This window comes from Nocardia sp. CDC159, from assembly GCF_023740735.1.
Taxonomy (GTDB): Bacteria; Actinomycetota; Actinomycetes; order Mycobacteriales; family Mycobacteriaceae; genus Nocardia; species Nocardia pulmonis.
The window spans coordinates 80251-100461 of the sequence record NZ_JAMRXH010000005.1 but is presented as its reverse complement, the minus strand read 5'-3'; the positions used below and the strand labels follow the sequence as shown (position 1 = coordinate 100461).

Here is a 20211-nt window from a genome sequence, read left to right as displayed (position 1 = left end):
ATTGGTGCCCGCTCCCGGGGGCCGCGCGCTGGGGGGCTAGCTGGTGATGCCCAGGGCGAGGCGGAAGCTGGGGGTGCCGCCGGTGAGGTGGGCGCCTGCGGATTGGAGGATGCGGTCCTGGGCCACGACGTGCTGGCACATCGTGGTGGTGTCGCGCAGCCAGCGGTCCAGGGGGGAGGGCTTGTAGATCGAGGCGGTTTGGCGCAGGTCGTAGAGGCGCAGGACGATCGAGCGGGCGGTGCGGAAGGCGTGCAGGCGCGAGAGGGGGAGTGCCGCACGCTCTTCCGGGGTGAGGTCGTCGAGGGTGCCGCCGTCGGAGAGGACCTCCCATTCCCGGCGCAGCGCGGTGTAGACCCCGGCGCGGGTGGCGTGGTAGTCGGCCTCGCAGTCGGCGAGGGTGACCTGCAGCCGGTAGTCGTCGGCGCGGGCGGCGGATTCGGTGCGCACGTGGTCCAGCGCCGCGCGGGCCACGCCCAGCGGGACGCCGGGCATATTGCGCATGTGGACCTCGGGCTGGGCCAGCGGTCCGGCCGGGCCGTGCACCTCCGAGAACACCAGGGTGTGCTCGGTGGGCACGAAGACGTCGGTGATGGTGTAGTCGCAGCTGCCGCTGCCGGACAGGCCGGTGGTGTGCCAGGTGTCGAGCAGTTCGACCTGATCGCGCGGCACCATGAACAGCTTCGAATCGTGACTGCCGTTCTCGTCCGGTTCGGGCTTGCCGTCGCGGAAGATGAATCCGCCCGACACCACCCAATCGGCGTGGTTGATGCCGCTGCCGAACTGCCAGCGGCCGGTCAGCCGGTAGCCGCCGGGCACGATCTCGGCGTGCCCGATCGGGAACAGCAGCCCGGCGGTGGCCATGTCCAGGCTCGGGAACATCTTGCGCGCCACCTCCTCGGCGAGGAAGTTGGCGTACAGGCCGGTGTCGGAGCCGATCATCGCGCACCAGCCCACCGAGGCGTCGCCGTAGGCCAGCGCCTCGACCACCTCGGTCTGCTCGATGGAGGTGAGTTCCGGTCCGCCCCAGTGCTTTCCGAAGGCCATCCGGAACACACCGGCGTCGCGCAGCAGCTCCACGATATCGTCGGGCAACCGGCGCAGCCGCTCGATCTCCTCGGCGCGCTCGCGCACCAGCGGCGCGATCGCCTGGGCGCGGGCCAGGATCTCGGCGGCCTCGGGGCCGCGGTCGGTGAGACGGGGTTCGTCGACGATGGTCACGGGGTGCCTCCTGGGCGGGTGTCGGGGGAGTGGTCGAGAATGTGAAAGCGGCCGTGCGTGAACAGCAGTTGCGCGCCCGGCTCATGGGTTCCGGCCGCGACCACCACCCCGATGAACAGGGTGTGGTCGCCGACCTCGTAGGTGCGGTCGAGCACGCATTCCAGCCAGCCCGGAGCGTCCAGCAGCAGCGCGTCGGTGCGGGTGCCCGGGCGGGTGGGCAGCGCCGCCAGGGCCGCGGTGCGGGTCTGGCGATCGCGCGCGAAAGTGCTTGCCACCGAGCCGGACTCGCCGCCGAGAATGCAGACGTTCCACTCCCGCGAGGCGAGCAGATCGAGCCCGAACCGCGAGTCGCGCCGCAGCGAGATCGCCACCAGCGGCGGCTCCAGCGACAGCGAGACCAGCGAATTGACGGTCACCGCGTCGTGCGCGCCCTCGCGATGGGTGGTGACCACGGCCACCCCCGTCGCGAAGTGGCGCATCGCCCCGCGCAGGTCGACCGCGGTCCCGGCGATCGAACGCAGGATGGGCGCACCGGGAATCGGCTCGCCCCAATCCAATTCGGACTCCGCCCACGCGACCGCGGGCTCGACGACCTGTTCGCCCGCCCGCACCGGCAGGGTCATCATGAACCCACCGCCTGACAGAAGTCGAAGACGTTCTCGGGGTCGTAGTGCTTCTTGATGCGTTCCAGCCGCGGCAGGTTCGTGCCGTAGTAGGGCGTACACCCCGACAGCGACGGATCGGTGAAGTTCACATACGACATATCGCTGGCGTGCGCACCCATCTCGGCATGCAGCCCGTCCAGCCATTCCAGATTCGACCACACCGTGAGCGACGGATCGCCGGTGCTCCACGAGGTGTCCATGGAGATCAGGAACAGCACGTCGCGATGCGGGAAGGCGGTGGCCGACACCGGAATCCGATTGATCGCCCCGCCCCAGGTGAACAGCGCCACGCCGCCGCCGTCGGGATTGGAGCTGCCGGGCCAGCGGTTCAGCGCGGCGACGATGGTCTCGATGCCCGCCTCCGACAGCGGTGTCGGCGTGGTGCGGGTGCGCACCGCGAAAGGGTCCCCGGAGGTTTCGTGGTGCAGGAAGTCCTTGGCCTCCCAGTAGGTCTTGTCGCTGATATCGCAGTGCCGGGGCGCGGCGGTCGCGATCGCCGGGGCCAGCAGGTCGCGCAGTTCGCTTGCCGGACCCAGATGTTGGCCGATCACCGATACCGTGCCCGGCGAGTCACCGGCGCGGCTCACGCCGATCCGGGCAGCGAATTCGTCGGGTGCCTCGGCCATGATCCGCTGCATGACCGCCAGCACCTCGCGCGCGTGCTTCCAGTCCCACAGCAGCAGGCAGGTCGAGCTCGGTAGCGGGTCGCGGGCCTGGAAGGTGAACGAGGTGTTCACCCCGAAGTTCCCGCCCCCGCCGCCACGGCAGGCCCAGAACAGATCGGCGTGCTCGGTCGCGTTGGCACGCACGATGGTGCCGTCGGCGAGCACGACCTCGGTCTCCACCAGGGCGTCCGAGGTCAGCCCGAAGGCCCGCGACACCGCGGCCACACCGCCGCCGAGGGTGAGCCCACCGATGCCGACCTCGTCCGAATTGCCCAGCGGGAAGGCCAGATCGTGCTTTTCCAGGGCGGCGTAGATCGCGCCGCTGCGGGCGCCGCCACCGACCGTGACCCGCCCGGTGTCAGGATCGACCCGGATCTCGTCGAGTGCGCGCAGATCCAGCACCAGCCCGGTGCCGGTGGAGAAGCCGGCGTAGCTGTGCCCGCCGCCGCGGACCACGATCTGCTCACCGGTGTCGCGGGCCCAGACGATGGCCCGCGACACATCGGCGGCGTCGCGTACCGCCAGCGCCGCGGTCGGCTGGACGTCGGCATAGCGCTTGTTGAACGGGGCGGTGGCCGCCGTGAAGCCGGGATCTCCCGGATACAGCAGACGGCCGCCGACGAGCTCCTGCAGCTCGGTCACCGCACCTCCTCCAGGTAGGACACCCCGGCAGACCCGTTGGGCCCGTAGCGCTGCCATTCCTCGCGCAGCCGCAACACGCCGTCGTCGGTGTGCTCGGGTGTGGTGTGGGTGAATCCGGTGATGATCTCGTTGTCGGCGAGCACCATGGTGTACGCCAGCTTCAGCACGCCGGAGCTGTCGACCACGCCGTTGACGCTGCCGCGGCGGACCTTCCCGCCGGAGAAGTGCGCCCACACCAGATCCCCGCTCTGGTGGTAGCGCGCGACCACACCGTCGTCGGCCTCGGGGTTACGGAATCTGCGGCCCTCGTAATTGATCATTTGTCGGCGTCCAGGAGTCCGGAGGGCAGGGTGAAGGTGGCGCCCTCGGCCAGCGGTTCGAGCGGTTCGCCGTCCAGGACGACGAGATCGGCCGCGGCGTCGAGCAATTCGTCGCAGCGCCGCGGATCCGACGCCTCGCACACCACGAACGAATGGCGCGCGATGTAGCCGCCGGGCGGCAGCCGCAGTTCGGCGCCGGGCTCGACCATCGCCGCGGCGGTCACCAAGCCGGGCGCATGCTCGGGCACGGTCACCGAACGCACCTTGCGGTCGCGGTCCGGGTAGCCGAATCGGATGCCCGCCACCGCGTTCCGGGTCGGCGCGATGGTGGGCCGCCGCCCGCTGGCGATATCGACCAGCACCTCGCCCGGATCGATGCCGGTGGCGGTCTTGCCCAGGAACGGAATCAGATCACCGCCGAGACGGCCGTTGATCTCGATGATCAACGGGCCGCGCTCGGTCAGCCGCACCTCGCTGTGGGTGATGCCGTTGTCCACCCCCAATTCCCGATGAGCCCGGGCGAGCGTCCCGATGAGCGCCTCGTCGCGCAGCAGCGGGTCGTCGGCGTCGACGATATGCCCGATCTCCTCGAAATACGGTTCCAGTCCGGTGCGTTTGCGAGCCAGGAACATCGGCGTGTACTCGCCCTTGTAGACCGCCGCGTCGATGCTGATCTCGGGTCCGATCGCGAACTCCTCGACCAGCGCCGTGCCGATGAACGGCTCGTCGCCGATGGTGCTGGCCCCGGCCGCGACGCCGAAGGCGGCGTCCAGCTCGCCCTCGTTCGCGGCCAGCACCACGCCCATGCTCGCGCCGAGGGCCTGCGGCTTGACCACGACCGGGTAGCCGATGCGGGCCGCGGCCGCGCGGGCCTCCTCGACGTTGTGGGTGAGCGCGAACTTCGGTTGCAGCATTCCGGCGGCGGTGAGCACCGAGCGGGTGCGGTTCTTGTCCCGGCAGCCCCGCACGCCGTCGGCGCTCAGGCCCGGAACCCCCAGCTCCTCGGCCAGATCGGCGGCGGGCTGCACCAGCGGCTCGTCCCAGCACATGACGCCGACAATGCGGCGGCGCCGGGCGATCTCGCGGCCCCGCTCGGCCAGGATCTCGTGGTCGAACAGATTGGCCACGGTGGTCTCGTCGAAGTACTCGCGCTGCCAGGTGGGTTCGAGGTTGTTCAGCAGCACCAGATCCAGGCCGTGCGCGCGGGCGCGCGCATGCAGCGAGCGGACCAGATACTCCCGGTACAGTTGCAGGCCGCTGCCGATGGCCAGCAGGGCATCGTTCTGGGTCATGGGATTCCTTCTCCTGTAAGGCGTTTCGGCTAGGCGGCCACGGCGGTGGCCGCGAGTTCGGCGATGCGGTCGGCGACCAGCGGCGCGGTGCGGAACCCGTCGCCGCCGACGGCCGCCCGGGCCCAGACCGCCGGGCCGACCTGTTCCAGGGCGGCCGCGCCGGTGCGGGCGTCGACGGTGTAGTGGCAATGCCGCACGGCGACAACGGGATAGCGCCACGGCGCGGCCAACAGGCGTTCGCGGCAGTGGTGCGCGGCCGCCCGATCGAGGTGGTCGTCGTCGGACATATCGGTCACCGTGCGGCACATGCCGGTGGCCGACAGCTTGAGCAGGGTCCCGTCGCCGGGCGGCAGCAGCCATCCGGTGCCGTCGTCGCCGACCCCGCCCGCGGTGGGCGCCTGCTCCCACCAGTCCGCCAGCTCGCGCGGCGGGCGCACGTACACGATCGTCTGGCGGTGCACCACGGTGTCGGTGGGCACCAGCTCCCGGGTCCACGCGCCCGCCGCGACGAGGACGAAATCACCCGCGAGCCAGGTGTTGTCGGCCAGCCGCACCCGGGTGCGATCGGTGTCGACCTCGACCACCTCGGTCCACGGCCGCAGCGTGACCGCGGAATGGCGGCGCAGCCAGCGCGCCGCCGCGTGCAGCACCCGTTCGGCCAGCAGCACCCCGGCGTCGAGCTCGTGCACGCCGACGTGACCGTCGGGAAAGACGATGTGCGGCAACCGGTTCGGTTCCAGCACCGCGATTCGCATGCCGCTGCGTTCGGCGGCGGCCGCGGCGGTGTCGACGCGGTCGGCGGGCCAGCCGCTGACCACACCCACCCGCCGGTAGAACCGGCCGCCGAGCAGGGTCTGCAGCCGCATCCAGCGCTGGTGCAGATCCGTTGCGGCGCCGGTGTTCTCGGTCGTCAGCGCGCGCAGCGCCCGATGCTGGTCGAACGAGCTCGACCCGTGATTGGGCACCGGGCCGCGGTCGACCACGGTGACCCGATGTCCGGCGCGGACGCATCGGATGGCCGTGATCAGACCGTTGATGCCCGCGCCCGCGATGACGACCGAGCCCATCTCAACCCTCCGCCGGTGTCAGGCGCGGCAGCCGGATCGGGGTCACGGTGTCGCGCACCGCGATGCCGACCAGCGACCGCTCCGGCAGCGCCGCGCCCAGGTCGATGAGAATCGGTGCGGCACAGCGCAACAGCACCTCGGCCTCGTGACACAGATCCCCGTCGGTCAGCTCGGCGCGGTCGAGCCGCTCGAGCTGCTGGGTGAGGATGGCCGCGGCCCGGCTCAGGCTGAACCGGGGCAGCTCGTAGGCCGAGCGGAATCGGTCCAGGATGCGCACCGCGGAGGTGCGCGAGCGCCCCGACACCGGCAGCGGCCCGCTGCCCACATGGGGCTCCACCCGCTCGGCGATCCGGTTCCACGGATCGACCAGCCGGATCCGGGTCAGCCGGTCCAGCTCGGCCCGATTGAAGCTGGTCCGCTGGAACTCCGGGCTGTCGCAGGCCAGATGGAAGCGGATCAGATCGCGCGGCACCCGCTCGGCCAGATCGCGGCCCCACACCAGATGTCCCCGGCTGGTGGAGAACTTCTCCCGGTCCAGCTCGTAGAACTCATTGGTGAGGAAGCGGGTCGGCAGCGGATAGTCCGGGCCGTAGGCCAGCAGCATCGCCAGGCCGGAGATCGCGAACGGGTGGACGTTGTCCACGCCGAGGAAGTACACGATCTCGGTGCCCGCCTCGCGCCGCCACAGCTGGTCCTCGGTGACCGGGGTGAGTCCGGCCTGTTCGGCGGCCAGCATGGAGCAGTACATGGTCCAGGCCACCGGCTCGGCGTTCGGATTGATCACCTGGCCGGGCAGCCCGGGCGCGGGAATGCCCCACTCCAGCGGGTAGGTGACCGGGAACTCCGGCAGCGGCTTGGCCAGGATCTCGTCGATGACCTGGGCCGCGCGCGGTCGCAGCGAGCCGGAGATGCGGTCGAAGTGCGCCCGCAGCCTGCCCCGATACTCCTCCGCGGGCAGCACCAGCACCTCGGCGGTGCGGAATTCGATGGGCTCGTCCGGATCGCGGGTGGCATGCGGATCCAGCAGATCCGCGGCCGCGACCGGATGCCCGCAGGTCTCGCACAGCCCGCCGCAGCTGTCGGCCAGGCAGATCGGGCACGCGCCCGCGATATGCCCGTCGACGAGGTACTCACCGGTGCTGGGCGAATAGGGAAACTTCATCTCGCGCAATCGGAGTCGGCCGGAATCGCGCAGCTTCTCCACCACTCGGGAGACGAAGGAGGTGAACCGCTCCTCCCAGCCGGTGAATCCGTCCACCGCGATGCCGAGCGCGCCGAGGGTGGCCTCGACCTCCTTGGCCGAGCGGCGCACCAGCGCCTCCGGTGAGGTGCCGAGGCGGCGCGCGGTGGTGACCACGAAGGTCGAGGTGTCCTGCACGCCCGTGCCGAAGACCACGGTGCGGCCGGTGGCACGGGCGTAGCGGGCGTAGACGTCCGCGGCCAGGAACGGGCCCGCGATATGCCCCAGATGCAGATCGCCGTTGGCGGTCGGGGCGGGGGAGATGATGATGGTCGGGCCGGTCATGATCACACCGAACTACTCTGGGGGACAGGGGGATTGGACTGGTGGCGGGCCAGGAACCGGTCGGACATGTCGGTGTCCCACCAGATGGCGTACCACTCGAAGTCCTCCGCGCCGACATTGCGCACGTAGTGGTGCGTGCCGGGGAGGTGGTGGGCCAGATCGCCCGCGACGAAGGGCCGCTGCTCGCCGTCCTCCTCGAGGACCGCCTGCCCCTTCATCGCGATGAACAGCTCGTATTCATGATGGGAATGCGGGTCGGACGCCTCGCCGGGACCCAGTACGCACCACGCGCCCTCGAACGGGGCGTTGAGCAGCTCCCAGGGCAGCAGCCGCTGCGAGGCCACGCCGTAGGCGACCTCCAGGTGCTCGCGGTCCAGCCCGCGAATCTCGAACTTTCTCATGCCGACCGCACCTCGACCACCGCGCGCTCGCCCAGCTCGGCGCGCCGATCCAGCAGATCGTCGACGATGTCCTGGGAGCGGTGCGCCAGCACGCTGATCAGGGTGTCGGAGATGCCGTGCGTGGCCTCGTTCATGCCCTGCAGATACACCGCGCCCCAGGCGTGTTCACCGATATCCCAGCGATATCGGCGGCTCACCTCGATGCTGCTGACGCCGATGAGGTCGGCCAGCGCGCGCACCATGGCGGGCATCTCGGGGGAGTAGCCGGTGCCCAGCAGCACCAGATCGCTGCGCAGCTCCTCGATGCGGCCGCTGCGGATATCGCGCAGCGACAGCACGATGTCCTCGCCATCGAGCTGTGCGCCCACCACATCGACCATCGGCACGATGCGAGAACGCTGCTGCCCGAACAGCTTCTGCGAGTACAGCATCGAATACAGCTCGTCCAGGAACGGCGGGGCCAGGCCCGCGTAGTTGGTGAGGTGCACCTGGTCGAGGATGCGGCGGCGGGATTCGGCGTCGCAGTAGTAGAACTCGTCCACGAACGACGGGTAGAACAGCTCGTTGACGAACTTGCTGGTCTGATAGTTCTGCAGGCCGATCGAGCGCATCACCATCGTCGGCATGCTGCCCGGCAGATCGGTGTGCACCGCCATGAACATCTCCGCCGCGCTCTGCGCGCCACCGACCACGACCGGCCGCTCGACCGTCCGGCCCTCGGCGAGGATCTCGGTGATGCGGGAGGTGTACTGGGTGCTGTGGATGACCTTGTCGGTGGGCAGGCCCGCGAACTCGGCGGGGATGCGCGCATCGCGGCCGGTGCCGAAAACCAGGTCGCGGCAGGCGATCCGGTCGCCTCCGGCCAGGTACACCGTCCAGCCGACGATGCGGTGGTCGGCGCCGCGGCGGGGCTCCACCCGCTCGACGCGGGCGTTGTAGCGCACCTTCACATGCTCCAGCGAATGCGCGACCCACTGCTGGTAGTCCGACAACTCCTGGCGGTAGGGATTGAATGTGGCCAGGTTGACGAATTCGTCGAGGCGTCGGCGCTCGTGCAGGAAGTTGAGGAAGGTGAAGCGGCTGCGCGGGTTGCGCAGCGTCACCAGGTCCTTCAGGAACGAGACCTGGCTGCGGGCCCAGGGCAGCAGCAGATTGCGCTGCCACTTCACATCGGGGTGCTGCTCGAGTACGAGGGTGCTCTGGGCGAGGGCCACGTCCCCGGATTCCTCCAGGGCGACGGCCAGGGCCAGATTGGCGGGTCCCGCACCGATGGCTAGGACGTCGACGTCATATGCGGTCACAGTGTTCCACCTGAGTCTTGGTAGGGCTCGGATAACGCTGTGAGACAGTCAATTCCGTCGGCGCGTTGGTCGAAAGCTTTTGCGCGCACCGAACATCAACCGATCGTCGGGATCGTTCGGTGTGCTGGGAATACCCACTGGCGCTGCCGAACATGCCTGGGGCGCAAGGATTGTGGCGAATCGATGGCCATCGGGTGTTCACGCCGCGTTGTCCGCATTTTGCCGAGAACGTTAACGCCGAAGCGGGTCGCAACTATCCGGGTTGTGGAGACGTCCGCCGAAAGCGGGCCGATCCGATCCATGCCCGGCTAACGACCCGGGGGCCCGCGCATCGTCGCGCGCGCGGTCGGTGACCAGCACGGACAAAAGCGACGAACAATATCGTTCGTCACCCATGCGAAAGCCCCGCCACCGCAGCCGTTTCCGGCCGCGGGGGCGGGGCTTTCACCGTATCGGTCAGTCCTCGAGCGTCACATCGAACAGATCCAGCTGCAGCAGCTGGGTCACGGTGACGTTGCCGGTCCGGGTGGACCAGCCCGACTCGACCTTCTGATACCACAGCGGAATCGCGGGCATGTCCTGCAGGATGCGCCGTTCCGCCTCCTGGTACAGCGCCCAGCCCTCCTTCTCCGACGGCGCCGCGTCGGCCCGGGCCAGCAGCTCGTCCACCTCCGGATTGGAATAGCCGGAGCCGTTGACCGCCGCGCCCGTGCGGAAGATCGGGTTGAGGAAGTTCTCGATCGACGGATAGTCCGCGACCCAGCCGGAGCGGAAGATGGTGGTCATCTTCTGCTCGTTGATCAGCTTGCGGAACTCACCGAAGGTCGGGACCGGCTTGTACCTGGCCTCCACGCCCAGCGCCGCGGTGATGGTTTCGCAGGCCGCATCGATCCACACCTGGTTGGCCGAATCGTCGTTGGAGCACAACTCGATCGGGCCCTCGAAGCCGGAGGCGTCGAACAGCGCCTTCGCCTTCTCCGGTTGGTAGGTGCACAGGTCCCCGCTGGCATTGCCGCCGTACCCGGGCACGATCGGCGGCACCAGCCCGTCGGGCAGCATCTTGTCGCCGTCGAATGCCTTGTCGATCACGTACTGCCGATCGATCGCCATCGAGATGGCCTGGCGCAGACGCGGATCGCCGAAGCGCGGATCGTAGAGCGGAAACGAGATCGACTGCACGCCCATATACGGCTGGGACACGTAACGCCCGGCCAGCTCCTGCTTGTACCGGCCGCCGTCGAGCGCGTCGGCCGGGACGAAGTCGAGGTAGTCCAGCTTGTTGGCGACCACGTCGGCGTAGGCGTCCTCGAGCATCTTGTAGAACCGGAACTCCACGCCCGCGACCTTCGGCTTGCGGGCCCCGGCGTAGGCGTCGTAGCGCTTCAGCACGATGTGCTGCTGGGGCACATGCGATTCGAAGGCGAAAGGGCCGTTGCCGATCGGATGCGCCTCGAACGCCGTGCGGTCGGCGAAGAAGCCGCGCGGCAGCGGGAAGAACGCCGCATAGCCGAGTTGGGTCACGAACGCCGAGAACGGCGCCGACAGGGTCACCTCGAAGGTGGCGTCGTCGAGCACCCGCAGCCCGGACAGTGTGTCGGTCGAACCGCTCTGGGTCGCCTCGTATCCGTCGATATGCGACAGATATGCCGCGCCCTGGAGCTTGTTCGGGCCGTAGGCGGTGTAGTTCCAGGCGTCGACGAAACTCGCGGCGGTGACCGGGGTGCCGTCGTGGAAGGTCCAGCCCGGGTTCAGGGTGATCGTGTAGACGCGCGAATCGGCCGACTCGATCGACTTCGCCACCGCCCGGCGCGGTTCGGCCGTGCGCGGATCGTATTCGACCAGGCCGGTGAACAGGGCGTTGACGATCTTCACGCTGTCCCGCTCGGTCGCGTCGCCGGGCACCAGCGGATTCTCCGGTTCGGTGCCGTTCCAGCTGATGATGCCGGTCATGACGCCGCCTCCCCAGCCGGGCGGGCGAGCAGCGCCTCCACCGCGCCGAAGTCCAGCGCGCCCGCGAGCGCGTTGTAGGTGCCCTCGGTGAGCAGTTCCCGCGCCGCGGTCCGCACCCGCTCGTAGGCGGCCAGCGCGACCACCGGGCCGAGGCTGACCCGGCGCACGCCCGCCGCGGCCAGCTCCGAAACCGCCGGGGCGCCGGGGCCGGTCATCACATTGATCGGCAGCGGCGACTTGCCGGACAGCTCGCGCAGGGCGTCCAGGTCGAGCAGACCGGGCACGAACAGGCTGTCGGCTCCGGCCTCGGCGTAGGCCGCCGCGCGCGCCACCACATCGTCGAAGCGGCCCTCGGGCGCACCGATGCCGAACAGGTAGACGTCGGTGCGGGCGTTGATCACCAGCTGCGGCAGGCCCGCTCGGGCGGCCGCCTCCCGGGCCGCGCGCAGGCGGGCGGTCTGCTCGGCGATGTCGAACAGCGGGCCGCCGGGCCGCCGCGAATCCTCGAGGTTCACCCCGATCGCGCCCGCACCGATCACGCCTTCGACGGTGGCGGCCACATCCTCGGGGGCGGGGCCGTAGCCCCCCTCGACATCGGCGGTCACCGGCACCGCGACCGCGGCGGCGATCTCGCGCACCCGCTCGATCATCTGCTCGCGGGTCAGGTTCTGCCCGTCGCCGCGGCCCGCGGCCCAGGACACCGCCGCGCTGGTGGTGGCGACGGCGGCCGCGCCCGCCTCGGCGACGAGCGCCGCGCTCACCGCGTCCCAGGCATTGGGCAGTACCAATACGCCGTCCGCGTGCAGCTGCCGGAACGTCTCCGCCTTCTTCTGCTGACTGTCGGTGGTCACCCTGCGACTCCTCGTGAGGTCGAATTTTCGATATGGATTGATCCCGGCAAACAGTACCGAGCGTGGGTCCGAATCGCCTGGCGGCGAACGCATTCCGAACAATCGAACGCCAAAGGGAACGGACCGGTCACCCTCGAAACGGTTGTGCGGGGGTGCGGACCGCGGGCAGCTCGGCGGTGTCGAGATCGCGATGCATGGCGAAGCGACTGGTCTCCTGGGCGACCAGGCGTCCGATCAGCGGTGGCAGCGCGTAGCGCTCCGGCGCCGGAACCCGGTGCAGCAGGCCGATATCGATGAGGCTGTCCATCGCGTACTCCGCGGAGTCGATCGAGATGTGCAGGGCCCGAGCGAGTTCGGCGGGGGTGACCTCGTCGCATCCAGCGGCGAGCATGTGCACCACGTGTTTCGCCAGTGGCGGCAGCGAAAGGTAGGCGGGCAGAACGGAATCCGCCAACCCGACGTCACCTATCCACAACCAGTTGGCCACCTGCACGCCAGCGTCCAGTCGATCGGCGACCTCGGACAGCCGCCGCCCCGGCTGCGCGGCGATCTTGCGACCGGCGATCGTGATGGCCAACGGCAGGTGGGCGCAGAACTCGGCGATACGCAGCGCCGCGGCGTGTTCGGCGCGCACCCGGTCGCTGCCGATCAGCAGCCGCAACAGGTCCAGCGATTCGGTGCGGGCCAGCGGCCCGAGAGTGATGCGCCGCACGCCGTCCAGGCCGAGCAGTCGCGACCGGCTGGTCACCAGGATCTGGCTGGTGGTGGAGCGGGCCAGTAGGGGTCGCACGCGAGGTTCGTCGCGCACATTGTCCAGCAGCACCACGACTCGGCGTTCGGCGAGCATCGATCGATAGAGTCCGGTGCGGTGCATGTCGTCGGCGGGGATGCGGTCCCAGGGCACGCCCAGGGCGTGCAGGAATCCGGCCATCACCTCCATCGGGGCCAGGTCGTCGGCGCCCATGTCGGCCCACAGCTGGCCGTCGGGGAACTGTTCGATCAACCGATGAGCGAACCGCAGTGCGAAGGTGGTCTTGCCGATGCCGACCGGCCCACGGACGACCAGGGGGACGCGGGCCTCGGTCATGGGTCCGGTCGCGGCCAGGGCGCTCGCCAATTCCGCTGTGCGGCCGACGAAGTCGTGGGGCCCGATGGGCAGTTGGGCTGGTCTGGGGTGTCCGATTTCGGCCGGATATCGATCCTCCGATTCGTCGGCCGCGTCGAAGCCGTTGATACCGCGGACCTCTCGCCACCTATGTTCCCATTCGGTAGTATCACCACCACAAGCACGCACGAATGCCAGCGTGACTTGCAGCGTGGGAAGTCGGTGACCGCTGGCAGCCTCCGACAATACCGAGGGGGAATATAAAGCCACGCTCGCCATCCGTCGATAGGACGGATTTCCCGCCGCCGCACGGAGTTTGCGGAGATCCCCGGCGAAGGCGGCGAGGGGCCCGGACCGAGTGTCGAGTGGTTTCTCTCGTCTACCCATCAGGCGGTATCCCTCTTCTGAATCACGTTGCGGCCCAGGGCCGAACCTGTCACGTTCCGTGACACCATGTTGTGCCCTGACCCCCGATGTCCCCCCTAAGGATCATCGCGAGTCGAGCCACATCGCGCCATCGTCCTTACGGACGATGAACGGTCGGCGTCGACGCGGGGTTCGACAGTCGACTGCGTGTCTAACCCTGCATCGTTCCCCGCGGGCCGCGGGTTAACGAGATCAAGTGAAACACAAAGTTTTTCGAGTCACCGGTTGATGGGACGAAACTCCTAGTAGAGGCCGATCCAGCGGTATGGACGAGCCCGGAAAAGGGCCTGTGATGTGCTCGCGATGTACTGTCGATGTTCCGACTGTGTTCCGGCGCAATAACATTCACACTCCCCGAATGCGCGCAGCTTTGGTGTCTTTCGGTCGGATATTGCTATTCGCCCCTACCGGCTCGGACGCGCCGTCGCCGCCGTTCGGGCGCGCGCACGCTGCCCCGACGAGCCGAAGTCCCCGCGGCCGCATTCCAGGTATCCTGTACACCTCCATTCCGGGCGCCCGATTCCCGCGCCCGACAGCCGCCTCGCCCCGGCCGCAACCGCAAATATTTGTCATCCCCGGTCGCCCATACCATCGCCGCACCATCCCAATTACATTTCCTGTTCCCGGCGGTTACCTCTTCCGTCCTCTGTCCCACCCTCGCGCCCCTGTCCCCCCCTCACGCCCCTGTCCCGCCCTCGCATCCCTGTCCCGCCCTCGCCCCCTTCCCCCGCCCCGCTTCTCCCGACCGGAGGGAGGGAACACTCCCCGGAAGCCATTCGTTCCTCTCCCGGGGGCGATCGGCGAACGCCCGTGAAACCGCAGGTGACGGTCCGGGGGCTCGGCGGCCGTGCGACGGCCCGGCGCGAGTCGGTCGACCGGATTAAAGTTGGTGGTCTGAGCCGTTGCAGCGGTCGGATAGGGTGGTCCGATCGAGCCGGTGAGAGGTGGTGGCATGACTCAGCATCTGGAGAAGGCGAATGCGGAGCAATCGTCTGCTGGTAATGGTGCGACACCCACCCCTGCCGTGACCCCGCCCCCGGCGCCCACCCCGCAACCCGCGCCGACTCCGCGCAGTATGCCCATGCGCCAGCCGGGCAGCCCCGCGGCCGTGCCGACCTCGGCCTCCCGGCGGGTCCGCGCCCGCCTGGCCCGGCGAATGACCGGTCAGCGCGGTATCGCCGCCGTCAAGCCGGTCCTGGAGCCGCTGGCCACCGTGCATCGCGAGCTGTACCCGAAGGCCAACCTGCAGCTGCTGCAGCGGGCCTTCGACGTCGCCGACGAGAAGCATGCGCACCAGTTCCGCAAGTCCGGCGATCCCTACATCACCCACCCCCTCGCGGTCGCCAACATCCTGGCCGAACTCGGCATGGACACCACCACGCTGGTGGCCGCGCTGCTGCACGACACGGTCGAGGACACCGGCTACTCGCTCGAGGAGTTGACCAACGACTTCGGCGCCGAGGTCGCGCACCTGGTCGACGGCGTCACCAAGCTCGACAAGGTCAACCTCGGCGCGGCGGCCGAGGCCGAGACCATCCGCAAGATGATCATCGCCATGGCCCGCGATCCGCGCGTGCTGGTGATCAAGGTCGCCGACCGGCTGCACAATATGCGCACCATGCGCTTCCTGCCGCCGGAGAAGCAGGCCAAGAAGGCCCGCGAGACGCTGGAAGTCATTGCGCCCCTTGCCCATCGGCTCGGCATGGCGACGGTCAAGTGGGAGCTCAAGGATCTGGCCTTCGCGATCCTGCATCCGAAGAAGTACGACGAGATCGTGCGCCTGGTGGCCGATCGCGCGCCCTCGCGCGACACCTATCTGGCCCGGGTGCGCGCCGAGATCGTCAACACACTGGCCGCCAGCCGCATCAACGCCGTGGTCGAGGGGCGCCCGAAGCATTACTGGTCGATCTATCAGAAGATGATCGTCAAGGGGAAGGACTTCGACGACATCCACGACCTGGTCGGTATCCGCATCCTCTGCGACGAGGTGCGCGACTGCTACGCCGCGGTTGGCGTGGTGCATTCGCTGTGGCAGCCGATGGCCGGGCGGTTCAAGGACTACATCGCCCAGCCCCGCTACGGCGTCTACCAATCGCTGCACACCACGGTCGTCGGCCCGGACGGTAAGCCGCTCGAGGTGCAGATCCGCACCCAGGACATGCACCGCACCGCCGAATTCGGCATCGCCGCGCACTGGCGCTACAAGGAGACCAAGGGTAAGCACTCCGGCGATGCCGCCGAGGTCGACGATATGGCCTGGATGCGCCAGCTGCTCGACTGGCAGCGGGAGGCCGCCGATCCGGCCGAGTTCCTGGAGTCGCTGCGCTTCGACCTGAAGTCGCCGGAGATCTTCGTGTTCACCCCGAAGGGCGATGTCATCACGCTGCCGCAGAAGTCGACACCGGTCGATTTCGCCTACGCGGTGCACACCGAGGTCGGGCACAAGTGCATCGGCGCGCGGGTCAACGGGCGGCTGGTCGCGCTGGAACGCCAGCTGGAGAACGGTGAGGTCGTCGAGATCTTCACCTCCAAGGCGCAGAACGCCGGGCCCAGCCGCGACTGGCAGAACTTCGTCGTCTCCCCGCGGGCTAAGGCCAAGATCCGCCAGTGGTTCGCCAAGGAGCGCCGCGAGGAGGCGCTCGAGGCGGGCAAGGAGGCGATCAGCAAGGAGGTCCGCCGCACCGGACTGCCGCTGCAGCGGCTGATGAACGTCGACGCGATGACCGCGCTGGCGCACGAACTGCACTACACCGACATCTCCGCGCTGTACGCGGCCGTCGGCGAGGGGCAGATCTCGGCACACCATGTGGTGCAGCGGCTGGTCACCCAGCTCGGCGGCGTCGGCGACGTGGAAAACGAACTGGCCGAGCGCAGTACGCCCTCCACCCTGCCCGCCCGCCAGCGCACCAGCGGCGACGCGGGCGTGGAGATTCCGGGCGCGCCGGGCACGGTCGCCAAGCTGGCCAAGTGCTGCACCCCGGTGCCGGGCGACGAGATCATGGGCTTCGTCACCCGCGGGGGAGCGGTGAGCGTGCACCGCACCGACTGCACCAACGCCGATTCGCTGCAGGCCCAGCAGGAGCGGATCATCGAGGTGAAGTGGGCGCCGTCGCCGTCGTCGGTCTTCCTGGTCGCCATCCAGATCGAGGCCCTGGACCGCACCCGCCTGCTCTCCGATGTCACCAAGGTGCTGGCCGACGAGAAGGTCAACATCCTGTCCGCCTCGGTCATGACCTCCGGCGACCGCGTCGCGATCAGCAAGTTCACCTTCGAGATGGGCGATCCGAAACATCTGGGCCATCTGCTGAACGTGGTCCGCAATGTCGAGGGCGTCTACGACGTGTACCGGGTGACGTCGGCGGCCTAGGGGCGGGCGGGGTTCGCGGTTCGCTGTCGAAAGTTCCGTCATACCAATCGGTTCGGACGGTGGAACCCGTGGATTCGGCGGACGTGAGCGGGTCCGATCGATGATGCTGGGTCGAGTATCCGATCATTCGATTGGGAGGCGGGGGCAATGGTCGGTTCCGGAGTGGTACGCAGGCTGCACTCCGGCATCTCTCGGCACTCGCAACCTCTCCGGTAACGCGGTGCCGAACGTGCCGGTCCAGCTGCGCCTCATGCGCCCGTGCGACCCCGCGACCAACGAGATTCCGCTGCCCGGATCCGGCACCGAGGTGCTGCGCCGCGATGGCGTCATCGACGCGAACGGATCGGCCACCTTCACCGTGCCGCTCGGCTGCTACTACTCCTACGTCGCCTTCCCCCACAACGTCTGCTGGGCCAAGGCATCGGCCGACGGCGTCCCCCCGCCTGAAGGAGCACTTCCAGTACACCAGGTGCTGATCGAAAAGCTCAGGTCAGCGCCTGGGCGCGGGACAGCCGCACCGCCGCCACGCACATCACCAGCACCGCGATTCCCACGAATACGGTGCCGACCGGGCCGCTGCGCAGGCGCTCGTCGAGGACGGTGATGCCGAGGAATGCCGCCCCCAGCGGTTCGGCGACGGTGAAGGCGGGCAGGGAGGCCGCCAGCGGGCCGACCTGATATCCGCGCTGCTGTAGATACAGACCGAGCAGGCCGGTCGCGGCGAGGGCGTACGGTTGCCAGCTGGCGAGGACCGCGCCGAGCCCATGGCCGAACAATTCCGTCACATGTTCGGTGAGTGCGGCGGCAATGCCGAACAACAATCCGGCGCAGGCGCCGAGCAGCAGCGCCCGCAGGGCGGGCGAGCGCACGACCGCCACCACCGCCACCCCGATCGCGATCAGCGCCACCAGGATCGCCAGCGGCAGCGCCCAGCGCCGCCCCGGCGCACCGGCGCTGCCCTCGGTCGGATCGCCCACGATCAGGAATACCGCCAGCGCCGCCGCCAGCGCGAGCGCCTGCGCCCACATCCGCGGCGTGACCCGGCGGCCGCTGTAGCGCGCGGCCAGCGGCAGCGCGAACACCAACGCGCTCACCAGGATCGGCTGCACCACCAGCACCGACCCCAGCGCGAGCGCCGCCACCTGGAAGGCGAAACCGCCCGCGTCGCCGATCAAACCGGCCCACCAGCGCGGACTTCGGAGCAGCCGGGCCAGCAGCGCCTCGCCCTCGGGGACCGCGGCGGCCGCGCGCTGCTGCGCGACCGCGGCCACCGCGAACAACACGGCACCGGCGAATGCGCAGATCACGGCCGCGACAGGAAGTTCCAGCACGCGGCCCAGTCTGCCGGTGCCGGCCCGTCGCCCCGAGCGGGCTCGCCGGTGTGTCGCCCACATCCGATACCGATCGTCGCTGTACGACAGCGGTTTCGGCGCGCGCGGCGTATGATCGCCGATCAGTTGCCGTCCACAGCCGAATCGGACGTAGTGGACTACAATTCTTCCGGTCGGTTCGCTCCGACCGGGATTTCTTCCGGTCTTGCGTGCGCAATGTGCAGGATGCACTGCGGCGTTCGCCGGATTCTGTTACGGTCTATTGCGTTTCGGGGCTCGCGGCAACACGAGATCGACGGTCATCTCCCCGCACCTGCGGGGATGAGCCTTCGAAGCCCAAGGATGCTCGCTCTCGGGTCGCCGCGGCACTCGACCCTCCGGACTATTGCATACGGCTGGTGAGGGGGTCAGAAGATGATGCTGACCGCGCGGACTACCTGGAGCAGGTTGGGCAGCACCGCGATCGCGATGGCGGCCATCACCACAGTCGTCGCCCCGCATTCCGCCACAGCCCAGGCGCCCACCACCAATATCGCCGTCGACACGTGTCCGGCCCTGTACGCCTTGGGTATTCAGGGCACCGGCGAATCGTCGCCCGACGCCGCGCCCACCACCGACACCGGCATGCTGTCGTCGGTATTCCTGCCCATGCTGGCCAAGGCGCCCGAGCGCGGCCTGGTCGAACGCGCCTATGTGCCCTACGCGTCCGGCTTCGGCGGTGCGGTCGGCGGCGCCGCGGTGCCGTACGCACAGTCGGTGCTCGGTGGTCTGGATCGGTTGCGCGGCATGGCCGCCCAGCTCGCGCAGCGCTGTGACAGGACCAGATTCGCGATCGTCGGCTATTCCCAGGGCGCGCACGTGGCCTCGCTGTTCGCCCAGGAGATCGGGCGCGGGCGGGGCGTGCTGACACCCGAGCGGATCGCCGCGGTCGCGCTGTTCGCCGATCCCACGCGCAATTCCGGCGCCCCGCTGTTCCCGGGTGCGCCGGAGCGGACCAGCCCGGCCGCGCCGCCCGGCGTCCCGACCGAACGGCTCGCGGCCGTGCGGGCACTGCCCGGGCAGACCGCCGGGGGTGGCGGCATCGGCCCCGGGCGCGATCAGGCTGCCGACTTCGGCGCGCTGACCGGCCGGGTCGCGAGCTTCTGCGTCGCGGGCGATCTGGCCTGTGACGCACCCGCCGGCGCGCCGATCCTGCGCGCGGTGGCCGCCGTGGCCGGGCAATCCCAGCTCTCGGGCGGGGATCCGATCGCCTCGCTGTCCTCGATCGCGCAGGCGCTGGCGTTCACCTCGATCAAGGCGGCGAGCACGATCGTCAACCAGGATCTGCGCGGCACGACCTCGGCCTCGCTGTCGTATCAACCCGGACAATCCATCTCGCAGCGCATCGCCGAGGCGTCCGATCCGCGCACCCGCCTCGCGGTCGCCGATCCGATGCGAGCGCTGTTGCGGGTCGGGTTGATCGGCCTCAACGCCGTCGGTGTCGTGGTCCGGGCGGTCCTCGATCCGGCCACGCTGACCCAGCTGGCGCGCGCCGCGCTCAGTGATCCGCCGAAGGCGCTGGTGCTGTTGGGCAGCGAATTGAGCGGTGCGGTCACCCAATTGGTACCGCCGACCACGGTGTCGCGGCTGATCGAGCAGGCATATCGGGCGGTCGTGCAGAACATCACCGACAATCGCGCGCTGCTCGACACCACCACCTGGGTGCGGTACTGGGACACCGTCCAGCGGCACGGGGCCTACGCCACCGCGGCCGTCGACGCCCGCGGCGACTCGCCGGTCCGATTCGTCGCCGACTGGTTCGCCGCGATGGCCCGCGATCTGGCCGCCGCGGGCGCCGCCGCACAGCCGCCGAAGGGCGGCGCGAGCAGCCCGATCACGGGAATCTTGGGTCCGGCTCCCGGCGCGTCGAGTTCGCCGAATACGTCGGGTACGGGACAATTTCCGTTCGGGACAGGTCTCGGTCCCAGCGCAGGTACCGCTGACAACAACAACTACCCGTTCTCCACGAACTGATCGCCGAGAGGGTCCGACGATGCTGCACGACGTGGCTGGCTCCGCGGGAATGGGGGAATGTTGAAGTCGTAC

Annotated in this window: 15 protein-coding genes; 2 read left to right on the top strand and 13 right to left on the bottom strand. The window is 69.3% G+C overall.

The annotated features are described in order from the left end of the window. Window positions 1–36 precede the first annotated feature (36 nt). From NDR87_RS12935 to NDR87_RS12880, 12 genes are all read right to left on the bottom strand, one after another. The gene (locus NDR87_RS12935) at window positions 37–1218 is read right to left on the bottom strand and encodes an acyl-CoA dehydrogenase family protein (RefSeq protein WP_251912487.1); all 1182 of its coding nucleotides are present in this window, start codon (window positions 1216–1218) and stop codon (window positions 37–39) included. Beyond that, entirely contained in the window at window positions 1215–1844 is a 630-nt protein-coding gene (locus NDR87_RS12930) for a flavin reductase family protein (protein WP_251912489.1), read from the bottom strand. The genes NDR87_RS12935 and NDR87_RS12930 overlap by 4 nt, the downstream gene beginning before the upstream one ends. Next, the gene (locus NDR87_RS12925; protein WP_251912491.1) at window positions 1841–3190 is read right to left on the bottom strand and encodes an FAD-binding oxidoreductase; all 1350 of its coding nucleotides are present in this window, start codon (window positions 3188–3190) and stop codon (window positions 1841–1843) included. The genes NDR87_RS12930 and NDR87_RS12925 overlap by 4 nt, the downstream gene beginning before the upstream one ends. Further along, the gene (locus NDR87_RS12920) at window positions 3187–3510 is read right to left on the bottom strand and encodes a hypothetical protein (RefSeq protein ID WP_251912494.1); all 324 of its coding nucleotides are present in this window, start codon (window positions 3508–3510) and stop codon (window positions 3187–3189) included. Before NDR87_RS12920 ends, NDR87_RS12925 begins: the two co-directional genes overlap by 4 nt. After that, window positions 3507–4802 (bottom strand): acetyl-CoA carboxylase biotin carboxylase subunit family protein, encoded by a 1296-nt coding sequence (locus NDR87_RS12915; protein ID WP_251912496.1) that lies wholly within the window; start codon window positions 4800–4802, stop codon window positions 3507–3509. Before NDR87_RS12915 ends, NDR87_RS12920 begins: the two co-directional genes overlap by 4 nt. 29 nt (window positions 4803–4831) lie before the next feature. Continuing rightward, window positions 4832–5869 (bottom strand): FAD-binding oxidoreductase, encoded by a 1038-nt coding sequence (locus tag NDR87_RS12910; protein WP_251912499.1) that lies wholly within the window; start codon window positions 5867–5869, stop codon window positions 4832–4834. A gap of 1 nt (window position 5870) precedes the next feature. Next, window positions 5871–7394 (bottom strand): class I tRNA ligase family protein, encoded by a 1524-nt coding sequence (locus NDR87_RS12905; RefSeq protein WP_251912501.1) that lies wholly within the window; start codon window positions 7392–7394, stop codon window positions 5871–5873. A 2-nt stretch (window positions 7395–7396) separates the two neighbouring features. Beyond that, the gene (locus tag NDR87_RS12900; RefSeq protein WP_251912503.1) at window positions 7397–7795 is read right to left on the bottom strand and encodes a cupin domain-containing protein; all 399 of its coding nucleotides are present in this window, start codon (window positions 7793–7795) and stop codon (window positions 7397–7399) included. Then, on the bottom strand, window positions 7792–9096 hold the full coding sequence (locus NDR87_RS12895) for a SidA/IucD/PvdA family monooxygenase (protein ID WP_251912505.1): 1305 nt from the start codon (window positions 9094–9096) through the stop codon (window positions 7792–7794). The genes NDR87_RS12900 and NDR87_RS12895 overlap by 4 nt, the downstream gene beginning before the upstream one ends. Window positions 9097–9552: 456 nt before the next feature. After that, window positions 9553–11046 (bottom strand): ABC transporter substrate-binding protein, encoded by a 1494-nt coding sequence (locus tag NDR87_RS12890; RefSeq protein WP_251912507.1) that lies wholly within the window; start codon window positions 11044–11046, stop codon window positions 9553–9555. Further along, a complete protein-coding gene (locus NDR87_RS12885; RefSeq protein ID WP_251912509.1) occupies window positions 11043–11897 on the bottom strand; it encodes an isocitrate lyase/phosphoenolpyruvate mutase family protein in 855 nt (284 codons plus the stop codon). The genes NDR87_RS12890 and NDR87_RS12885 overlap by 4 nt, the downstream gene beginning before the upstream one ends. Window positions 11898–12024: 127 nt before the next feature. Then, window positions 12025–13191, bottom strand: a complete 1167-nt coding sequence (locus NDR87_RS12880) for an NB-ARC domain-containing protein (protein ID WP_251912510.1) — start codon at window positions 13189–13191, stop codon at window positions 12025–12027. Window positions 13192–14503: 1312 nt separating this feature from the next. Here NDR87_RS12880 and NDR87_RS12875 point away from each other — a divergent pair. Further along, window positions 14504–16795 (top strand): bifunctional (p)ppGpp synthetase/guanosine-3',5'-bis(diphosphate) 3'-pyrophosphohydrolase, encoded by a 2292-nt coding sequence (locus NDR87_RS12875; RefSeq protein WP_372494164.1) that lies wholly within the window; start codon window positions 14504–14506, stop codon window positions 16793–16795. 485 nt (window positions 16796–17280) lie between these two features. On the opposite strand, the gene NDR87_RS12870 is transcribed toward NDR87_RS12875, so the two are convergent. Next, the gene (locus NDR87_RS12870) at window positions 17281–18123 is read right to left on the bottom strand and encodes a DMT family transporter (protein ID WP_251912647.1); all 843 of its coding nucleotides are present in this window, start codon (window positions 18121–18123) and stop codon (window positions 17281–17283) included. 417 nt (window positions 18124–18540) lie between these two features. Between NDR87_RS12870 and NDR87_RS12865 the strand changes: the two genes are divergently transcribed. Further along, window positions 18541–20139, top strand: coding sequence for a cutinase family protein (locus NDR87_RS12865; protein ID WP_251912512.1), 1599 nt, complete (start codon window positions 18541–18543; stop codon window positions 20137–20139). Window positions 20140–20211: the final 72 nt, after the last annotated feature.

Coding starts and splice junctions, on each gene's coding strand:
- NDR87_RS12930 (WP_251912489.1), bottom strand. CDS start 1,844: ATGATGACCCTGCCGGTGCGGGCGGGCGAACAGGTCGTCGAGCCCGCG.
- NDR87_RS12920 (WP_251912494.1), bottom strand. CDS start 3,510: ATGATCAATTACGAGGGCCGCAGATTCCGTAACCCCGAGGCCGACGAC.
- NDR87_RS12915 (WP_251912496.1), bottom strand. CDS start 4,802: ATGACCCAGAACGATGCCCTGCTGGCCATCGGCAGCGGCCTGCAACTG.
- NDR87_RS12910 (WP_251912499.1), bottom strand. CDS start 5,869: ATGGGCTCGGTCGTCATCGCGGGCGCGGGCATCAACGGTCTGATCACG.
- NDR87_RS12905 (WP_251912501.1), bottom strand. CDS start 7,394: ATGACCGGCCCGACCATCATCATCTCCCCCGCCCCGACCGCCAACGGC.
- NDR87_RS12900 (WP_251912503.1), bottom strand. CDS start 7,795: ATGAGAAAGTTCGAGATTCGCGGGCTGGACCGCGAGCACCTGGAGGTC.
- NDR87_RS12890 (WP_251912507.1), bottom strand. CDS start 11,046: ATGACCGGCATCATCAGCTGGAACGGCACCGAACCGGAGAATCCGCTG.
- NDR87_RS12875 (WP_372494164.1), top strand. CDS start 14,504: ATGCCCATGCGCCAGCCGGGCAGCCCCGCGGCCGTGCCGACCTCGGCC.
- NDR87_RS12865 (WP_251912512.1), top strand. CDS start 18,541: ATGATGCTGACCGCGCGGACTACCTGGAGCAGGTTGGGCAGCACCGCG.